This is a genomic window from Pantoea sp. CTOTU49201 (genome assembly GCF_032054795.1).
GTDB lineage: Bacteria > Pseudomonadota > Gammaproteobacteria > Enterobacterales > Enterobacteriaceae > Pantoea > Pantoea symbiotica.
Map to the genome: position 1 here is coordinate 4,457 of NZ_DAMBSA010000086.1, position 8,757 is coordinate 13,213.

Sequence of the window (8,757 nt, forward strand, 5' to 3'; positions counted from 1 at the left end):
AGCGTCAGTTGGCCGCAGGTGAGCCGTGAACAAGTACTGATGCGCCATCCGCAGGCGATTGTGATTGGCGGTGACGCCGCACAGGCCGCCAGCATGGCCAAATTCTGGCAGCCGCAGCTGGATGTGCCGGTGATCGCCATCAATGACGACTGGCTGAGCCGTCCGGGGCCTCGCATGCTGCTGGCGGCGAAACAGCTGTGTGCAGATTTACATCCGACGAAAAAAAGCACCAATAAAGATTAAAGATCCGGCAGAAATTGTCGTAAATCATAATACAAGGCGCAGCGGCCACGTATGCTCTGTGCCCATTTTTAGCGCTTAGCGCAATTTTGTCTTCACCAGGAACTATTCATGACCAGAGCACTGCTGCTGGCCATAGGGCTCGTGATCGCTGCACCACTGAGTGCGGCCACGTCGACCGGCTCTATCGCCGTCACCTTGACGTTATTCTCGCGTTGCGATATCTCACGCCAGAATGAACACACTCTGCCCACCGTGGATTGTGGACGCCATTTCAGCGCGCAGCCGCGCATTACCGAACGTGTGTTAAAACGCGATGCTACGCGCCATGAATCTGCGCGTTTAGTGACCATTGAGTGGTAGGAATCTGGCTACCAGAACGGCAGCCAGAAGCAGCATTAGATGCTGAAGGAAGAACCGCAACCGCAGGTGGTTTTGGCATTCGGGTTGGTCACGATAAAACGTGAACCTTCCAGGCCTTCGGTGTAATCCACGGAACCGCCCACCAGATATTGCAGGCTCATCGGATCCACCACCAGCGCCACGCCTTGTTTCTCGATGGTCATGTCGCCGTCATTCATTTGATCGTCAAAGGTGAAGCCGTACTGGAAACCGCTGCAGCCGCCGCCGGTAATATAAACGCGCAATTTCAGCTCAGGATTCTCTTCATCAGAAATCAGATTTTTCACTTTTTTTGCTGCTGCATCAGTGAATTGCAAAGGCAGCGCTGCTAAGTCGTCACTCATCTTTTACTCCGGGTAAACGTCGAGGTCAGAAAACGACCTTAATCTCGCTATTATCTGCCAGCCGTCCAGTGCAATCAAGTCTCAAGCTTGGCACTGCGTGCCGCCGCATGCGCAGGAAAGTATATACCCTAAACTTTAGCGCAAGCCGTTATTCCCGTAGAATGGCGCCAGATTTTTTTCCCGAACAGCAGGAGCAGAACAATGAGTAAGTCAGAAAACCTGTATGCCGCAGCGCAACGCCTGATCCCCGGCGGTGTGAACTCCCCGGTACGTGCATTTACCGGTGTGGGCGGTGTGCCGCTGTTCATCGAACGCGCTGACGGTGCGTATCTGTATGACGCCGACGGCAAAGGCTATATCGATTATGTCGGTTCGTGGGGCCCGATGGTGCTGGGTCACAACAACGCCAACATCCGTAACGCGGTGATTGAAGCGGCCGCGCGCGGTCTGAGCTTCGGCGCGCCGACCGAGATGGAAGTGAAAATGGCCGAGCTGGTATGCGAGCTGGTGCCGAGCATGGACATGGTGCGCATGGTTAACTCCGGCACCGAAGCCACCATGAGCGCCATTCGCCTGGCGCGCGGCTTCACCCATCGCGACAAAATCATCAAGTTCGAAGGCTGCTATCACGGCCACGCCGACTGCCTGCTGGTGAAAGCTGGCTCCGGCGCGCTGACACTGGGACAGCCAAACTCGCCGGGCGTACCGGCCGATTTCGCAAAACACACGCTGACCTGCACCTATAACGATCTCAGCACCGTGCGTGCGGCTTTCGAGCAATATCCTGAGGATATCGCCTGCATCATCGTTGAGCCGGTCGCGGGTAACATGAACTGCATTCCACCGCAGCCGGACTTCCTGCCGGGCCTGCGTGCGCTGTGTGACGAATTCGGCGCGCTGCTGATCATCGACGAAGTGATGACCGGCTTCCGTGTCGCGTTGGGCGGTGCTCAGGCCTATTACGACGTGACGCCAGACCTGACCTGCCTCGGTAAAATCATTGGCGGCGGCATGCCGGTTGGTGCTTTTGGTGGTCGTCGCGATGTGATGGATGCGTTGGCGCCAACCGGTCCGGTTTATCAGGCCGGTACTTTGTCCGGTAACCCGATTGCCATGGCGGCGGGCTTCGCGTGTCTGTCGCAGATTGCGCAGCCGGGCACCCACAGTACGCTGACCGATCTGACCACCCAATTAGCGCAAGGCTTGCTGGCCGCAGCGAAGGCCGAAAACATTCCGCTGGTGATCAACCACGTGGGCGGCATGTTCGGGATTTTCTTCACCGATGCCGATGAAGTCACCTGCTATCAGGACGTGACTCAGTGTGATGTGGAACGCTTCAAGCGCTTCTTCCACCTGATGCTGGAAGAAGGCGTTTACCTCGCGCCATCCGCTTTCGAAGCCGGCTTTATGTCACTGGCGCACAGCAAAGAAGATATTCAGCGCACCATCGATGCCGCACGCCGCAGCTTCGCGAAACTGTAAAATTGCTAAATGCGATCCTACGCATTTTCGTAGGGTCGCCATTAATGGCGACCAACACTACGCCCGCCGCAACAACCAGATAAAGTACGGCGCACCAAAGAAGGTCGCCATCAACCCGGCTGGAATTTGATCCGGGAACGCCAGCATCCTGCCGCACCAGTCGGCGAAAATCATCAAACCGCCGCCTAACAAACCAGCCATCAACACCTGCGGTAACGCACGGCGGAACCCAAGCATACGCACGATATGTGGCGCCATCAGCCCGATAAAGCTCAGCGGCCCGATGGTTAAGGTTGCCGTGGCGGTCAATGCCGCCGCCAGCAACAGCAAGCTAAGGCGCGAGGTGGTCAGCGCCATACCCGCTGAACGCGCGGTGGCGCTGCCGAGTGGCAACAACGTTAACCACCGACTCGCCAGCGGTGCCAGCGCAATCAGCACCAAACCCACCACCGCGCTTTGCACCGCCTGCTGCATATTGATGTTGTAGGTTGAACCGGAAATCCAGCTCAGCAAGCCGCCCATGCGCGGATCGCCGCTGGCCAGTAGCACCATTAAAATAGTGACGAACGCGCTGTTGAGTGCCATGCCCGCCAGCAACATGCGTTCTGGTGAGAAGCCACCGCGACTCGCCACCAGCATAATAATCATCAGCGTCAATGCTGCACCCAGCGCACCGGCAGGCAACAGCCACGCCACCGCATCACCCGGCACAAAGAACATCATTACCACCACGCCACACGCCGCACCCGAGCTAATGCCCAGCACTTCCGGGCTCGCCATCGGATTGCCGGTGAGACGCTGGATCAGCGCACCCGCCACGCCGAGCATCATGCCGACAATCAGCGCGGCCAATACGCGCGGCGCGCGCCACGGCAGCAGCTGCTGCAGCATATCGCCGCCCACCCACGCAAAGCCGTGCGCATCGCGACCAAAGGTAATACCAACCCAGCTGAATACGCCCAGAACCAGTAATCCAATCAGACACCAGCGCAAGACGTTCTGCCGCTCAGCCGGCACGCTATCGCCCTGATTAAGCGCCGGTGGCACCGAGCCGGTACGCAAGCGCGGCAACAGCCACAGCAGAATCGGCACACCGATCAGCGCGGTCGCCGTGCCGGTGGAGACTTCGCGCCAGTGGCTGGTGAGCCACAGCACGCACTGATCGGCCAGCCACAGCAGCAGCGCACCAATCAACGGGGCCAGCATCATGCGGCTAATCAGGCGACGTCCGCCGAGCATCTTCGCCAGCAGCGGCGCAAACAGGCCGATAAAGCCGATGATCCCCGCGACATTGACCAACTGCGCGCTAAGCAAAATCGCCAGCGCCAGCGCGGCAATACGTGCCGCCGACAGCGCCAGACCAAGATTTTTCGCTACGCCATCATCGAGCCCCATCAACGTCAGCGGGCGCAGCAGCGCCAGCGCCACCACAAATGCCAGCAGCAGACGCGGCCACAGTTGGGCCACGTTGTGTCCATCCAGCTGGTTGAGCGCGCCGGTACTCCACAGGAACATGTTTTGCAGCTGATCGTGATTGAAGATAGCGAAGATTTGATTCACCGAACCGGCGTACAAACTCAATACCAGCCCAGCCAGGATCAGCGTCACTGGCGACAGACGTTTGCCCCAGGCCACGCCGAATACCAGAATGCCGACCAGCACCGCGCCGCCCATCGCCGCAAACTGCTGCGTGAGCTCGCCACCCGGCAAATGCCATAATGTCGCGACGGTAATCCCCAGTTGCGCGCCCGACGACACGCCCAGCGTGGTGGGTTCCGCCAGCGGATTGCGCAGCACCTGTTGAAACAGCAAACCGGCGAGGCCAAGGCCCGCGCCAACCAGCAACGACAGCGCCAGCCGCGACAGCAAACTGTGATGAAACACCACTTGCTGAATATTGTTGATGTCAGGCGCGAAAAACGCCTGCGACCACTGATCGCCCGGCAGCGCCTGCCGCAAATTGATAAAAGTTAAGGCCAGCGCCAGCAGAAAGACCGCACTTAACAGCGCGACGGGAAAAAGACGATTGCGCATCAGTGCGACTCCAGCGCGTGTTCCAGCACGCGGACAAATTTCAGCGCCGAATAGGTCGCGCCGTAATACCACACCGCGGGAACACGCTGGAAACGCTGCGCGCGCACAAACGGCAGCGCCTGCCACAGCGCGGTAGCCATCACTTGCTGCATATCGCGATCGTTATCGTGATCGAAGCAGATCACCTGCACATCACCCACTTCCGCCAGCCGCTCCAACCCAACGACTGCGCTGCCCCAGAAGTTGGTTTCACCCTGCCACGCGTTGCTCAAGCCAAGGATCTCCATCACTTCGAGGAACAGGCTGTTTTTACCGAAGGTAATCGCGTGGCGGCTGTCCATCAGCGACATCAGCAGCACCGGACGGTCGGCCCACGGTTTGAGGCGTTCACGCGCCGCCGCCAGCTGCTCATCCACATACTGCAGATGCTGCACGGCCTGCGCTTCACGGCCAAGACGCGCGCCGAGCGCATGCAGCGAGTGACGCGCAGTGCTAAGCGGTTTGCCGTCGCCGCTATTAAGGTCAAAACCCATGGTCGGCGCGATGCGCTGCAGCTTATCCAGCGCCGGGCCGTAACCATTGGAGTGCAGGATGAGCGAAGGTTCGAGCTGCGTCATCAGCTCCAGATTGGGTTCGGTGCGCAGACCGAGATCGATAACGCTGGACGGCAGCTGCGGATCGCCGACCCAAATGTTGTAGTTGTGCATGTCGGCCACGCCGAGTGGCGTCACGCCGAGCGCCATCAGCAGCTCCACTGGCAGCCACTCCAGCGCCAGAATGCGCTGCGCATCTGGCACGGCGGCACGCAGCGGCAACACGGACATCAAGGGGGAAAGCGCCAGCGCCGTCAGCAGGCGGCGGCGAGAAATGTCGAACATGGCGAGGCCTTAATAAACGAAACTGACGGGCGCGCCGCCCAGCGGATGCGGCAAAATGCCCATCGGAATACCGTAAATGTTGCCCAGCACATCGGCCTGCATGATCACCTCAGGGCCGCCTTCGGCAATCACTTCGCCACCGCGTAATGCCACCAGACGATCGCAATAGCGCGCCGCCATATTGAGATCGTGTAGCACCGCAATCACCGTCAGCCCACGTTCGCGGCTGAGACGTTGAATCAGCGCCAGCACATCAACCTGATGGGCGATATCCAGCGCCGACGTCGGTTCATCCAGCAGCAGACAGCGACTGTTCTGCGCCACCAGCATCGCCAGCCAGGCACGCTGGCGCTCGCCGCCAGAAAGGCTATCCACCAGACGCCCGGCAAAAGGCTTTAATCCCACCAGCGTAATCGCCTCTTCTACCCGATCGCGATCTTCCTGACCATAGCGGCCCAGCGCGCCGTGCCACGGATAGCGGCCAATCGCCACCAGCTCGCGTACCGTCATGCCTTCCGCCGCTGGCAGTTGCTGCGGCAGATACGCTACCTGACGCGCAAAATCTTTGCTGCCCCAGTTATCGACCGCGTCCTCATTCAGCAACACGCGCCCTTCACTCGCCGCATGGTGCCGACCGAGCATTTTCAACAGCGTGGATTTGCCGGAACCGTTATGACCAATCAGCGCGGTGACTTTACCCGGTGCAAACGTTAGCGACAGCGGATGAAGCAGCGTGCGGCCTGGCACACGAAAACTGACGTTATCCAGCCTGAAGGTGGTTTCTGCGTGGTGCGGATGCTGCATGATAATCCCTGGTTAATCTGTAGAGTCGCCATTTATGGCGACCTACGTAACACGATTAGAAACGGAAGGTCGCAGTACCGACGATCTGGCGCTCAGCGCCCCAGTAACAGGCGTAATCGCGGTAGCAGCTGGCGACGTATTCACGATCGAACAGGTTATTGACGTTAACGCCGATGCTTGAGCCCGGCATGCCAAAGCGTGCGAGATCGTATTTCAGCGCGGCATCAACCGTGGTGTAACCGGCTACGTCGAAGTTTTGGTTCGCATCGTCGCCGCTGGCGTACAACCCTTTGCTCTCGCCGACATAACGCACACCGGCACCCACGGTGACACCCGATAGCGCGGTCTCATGGAAGGTGTAATCGCTCCACAGTGATGCCATATGCTTCGGCACCTGCACCGGTGTTTTGCCTTTCAGCAAGGTGTCATGCGTATATTCGGCATCTGTGTAAGAGTAAGCGGCTGTCAGGTTGATATTGGCATTTACCGCCGCTTTGGCTTCTAACTCCACGCCGCGCGAACGGATTTCACCACCCTGTACGCTGAATTGCAGGCTATCGGGATCGGCTGTGAGATTCTTCGTTTTCGTGAGCTGGTAGACCGCACCTGTAATAACAATCGGACGATCTTTTGGCACATATTTCACACCGGCTTCGTACTGCTTAGCGCGTGAAGGATCGAATGTTTGACCGCTGGAAGTGGTACCCGCTGTAGGAATAAACGATTCGCTATAGCTGAAATACGGCGCGATGCCGTTATCAAACACATAGTTCAAACCACCGCGCCAGGTGAAGGCCTGATCGTGATTTTTCTCTTCTGTATTACCGTTACGGTTCAATGCTGAGGTCATCGCGTAATCATAGCGACCACCTAACGTCAGCACCCAACGGTTCCACTCCATTTGATCCTGGGAGTAGAGGCCAGTTTGTTCCTGACGGTTTAGATATTGATACGGGAATGGCGTACCGATAACCGCGTCATTGCCATATTGCGGATTGATTGCACTGATTGGCGCGGCGCTGCCGAAGGCAGCATCAATATCATTGCGGGTACGCTGATAATCCACGCCCATCAACAAAGTATGATCCACGGCACCGGTGGCAAATTTAGCTTGAACCTGGTTATCCAATGCGAACTGGTTCAATTTTTCGTTTGAAACAGCAGAACCTCGATTAATTTCCAGCGTAACAGGATTAAAGCTGCTGCCATAAATACTGCGATAATCCGTTCTCAAATCCGCATAGCGCAGATTCTGTCGCACCGTCCAGGTGTCGTTGAAGCTGTGCTCGAAGTTGTAGCCCACCATCTTGGTGTTGCGCGAAATTTTGTTGCTGTCTTCACCTTCATCAAAGTTGGTCGGCAGCTTGTAGCTGCTGCCGTCAGGACGCGTGATGCCCACCACGGTGCCCTGACGCGGCAACCAGCCGTAATAGCCGGTTTCCGGTTCGTTCTGGAAGTAGGTCAGCAGATCAAAACGCGTGTTCTCATCCGGACGCCAGCTGAACGATGGCGCAATGGTGTAGCGCTTCTCTTTGTTCATCTCCTGCTGCGCATCAGCGCTGCGCGCGAGGCCGGTCAGGCGATAGCTGTAAACGCCGTCATCATCCAGCGAACCGCCGAAATCGAAACCGGTGGAGAACTGATTGTTGGTGCCCATCTGGAACTGCACTTCACGCAGCGTCTCCTGCGTCGGACGCTTACTCACCAGCGACACCACGCCGCCCGGATTGCTCTTGCCGTACAGCACCGAAACCGGACCGCGCAACAGCTCGGCGCGCTCAAGGAAATAGGGATCGATAGCAAACTCAGAGTAGTTATCGCCCTGCAGTTTCAGGCCATCAAGATATTGGTTGGTGTTGGTTTCGCTGAAGCCGCGAATAGAAAGCGCATCAATGACATTGGAGCTGCCGCGGTTGCCGGTCAATACGCCAGGCGTGTAGTTGAAAGCCCCTTTCACGCTGGTGACGTTTTTCATCGCCATCTCTTCCTGCGTGACCACAGAGATTGACTGCGGGTTCTTCTCGATTGGTGTATCGGTTTTGGTGCCGGTGGCGCTGCGTTTGGCCGCGATGGTCGGGGATGGTCCCCATGCATTTTCTTGCGCCACGCCGCTGCCGCCATCGGCGCTGACAACCACGGTATCTTCTGCCAACGCCTGCACGCTGAACGTACCCAGAGTCAGTGAAATAAACCAAGCCAGCGAACGCGGGCGTAAAAAACAAGGATTGGTGTTTCGCGTATTCATAAATGAGGTCTCTCGAAAAAAGTCGATGCAGGCGAATACAAACGAGAATGATTATTATGACGCACGGATTTTAGGCGAAATAGCGTCATATTCGCAACGATTAATGCCTGTAAGCGCGGCGTTTACAGCCAGATCGCGCATATTCATGATCGCAAATAATAAATGAGCAATAAAAGGAGCGGAGGCCGGCAATCGGGAAATTGCATTGCCGCACAGAGGAAGTTTATTTCATCCCGACGGAGCGCCAAACCAACGATAACAAGTAAAATCATAAACTTAAAAAAATGGCCCGCTAATTGCTTATGTCCTGCATTCTCCTTCCCGCAGA

8 protein-coding genes and 1 pseudogene are annotated in these 8,757 nt (G+C 57.3%); 3 read left to right on the plus strand and 6 right to left on the minus strand.

Annotation, left to right across the window (positions count from 1 at the left end; all coding sequences use genetic code 11):
* Together RTY00_RS08585 and RTY00_RS08590 are read left to right on the plus strand one after the other, a co-directional pair.
* Positions 1–243: pseudogene (locus tag RTY00_RS08585) on the plus strand (vitamin B12 ABC transporter substrate-binding protein BtuF); the annotation flags it as partial.
* Positions 244–351: 108 nt separating this feature from the next.
* Positions 352–603 (plus strand): hypothetical protein, encoded by a 252-nt coding sequence (locus tag RTY00_RS08590; protein ID WP_312664125.1) that lies wholly within the window; start codon positions 352–354, stop codon positions 601–603.
* Positions 604–638: 35 nt separating this feature from the next.
* On the opposite strand, the gene erpA is transcribed toward RTY00_RS08590, so the two are convergent.
* Entirely contained in the window at positions 639–986 is a 348-nt protein-coding gene (gene erpA / locus RTY00_RS08595) for an iron-sulfur cluster insertion protein ErpA (RefSeq protein WP_007893884.1), read from the minus strand.
* 201 nt (positions 987–1,187) lie between these two features.
* Here erpA and hemL point away from each other — a divergent pair, with 201 nt between their 5' ends.
* Positions 1,188–2,468 carry a glutamate-1-semialdehyde 2,1-aminomutase gene (gene hemL / locus RTY00_RS08600; protein WP_008108498.1) on the plus strand — a complete coding sequence of 427 codons (1,281 nt, stop codon included), beginning with the start codon at positions 1,188–1,190 and terminating at the stop codon, positions 2,466–2,468.
* 57 nt (positions 2,469–2,525) lie between these two features.
* On the opposite strand, the gene fhuB is transcribed toward hemL, so the two are convergent.
* The 5 genes from fhuB to RTY00_RS08625 all read right to left on the minus strand — a co-directional run.
* A complete protein-coding gene (gene fhuB, locus RTY00_RS08605; protein WP_312664126.1) occupies positions 2,526–4,502 on the minus strand; it encodes a Fe(3+)-hydroxamate ABC transporter permease FhuB in 1,977 nt (658 codons plus the stop codon).
* Positions 4,502–5,380 (minus strand): Fe(3+)-hydroxamate ABC transporter substrate-binding protein FhuD, encoded by an 879-nt coding sequence (gene fhuD, locus RTY00_RS08610; protein WP_312664127.1) that lies wholly within the window; start codon positions 5,378–5,380, stop codon positions 4,502–4,504. Before fhuD ends, fhuB begins: the two co-directional genes overlap by 1 nt.
* A 9-nt stretch (positions 5,381–5,389) precedes the next feature.
* A complete protein-coding gene (fhuC, locus tag RTY00_RS08615; RefSeq protein WP_007888799.1) occupies positions 5,390–6,184 on the minus strand; it encodes a Fe3+-hydroxamate ABC transporter ATP-binding protein FhuC in 795 nt (264 codons plus the stop codon).
* A gap of 55 nt (positions 6,185–6,239) precedes the next feature.
* Entirely contained in the window at positions 6,240–8,429 is a 2,190-nt protein-coding gene (gene fhuA, locus RTY00_RS08620) for a ferrichrome porin FhuA (protein ID WP_312664128.1), read from the minus strand.
* 143 nt (positions 8,430–8,572) lie between these two features.
* Positions 8,573–8,757, minus strand: a 185-nt coding sequence (locus RTY00_RS08625; protein WP_312664129.1) for a hypothetical protein, incomplete at its 5' end; no start/stop codon positions are given.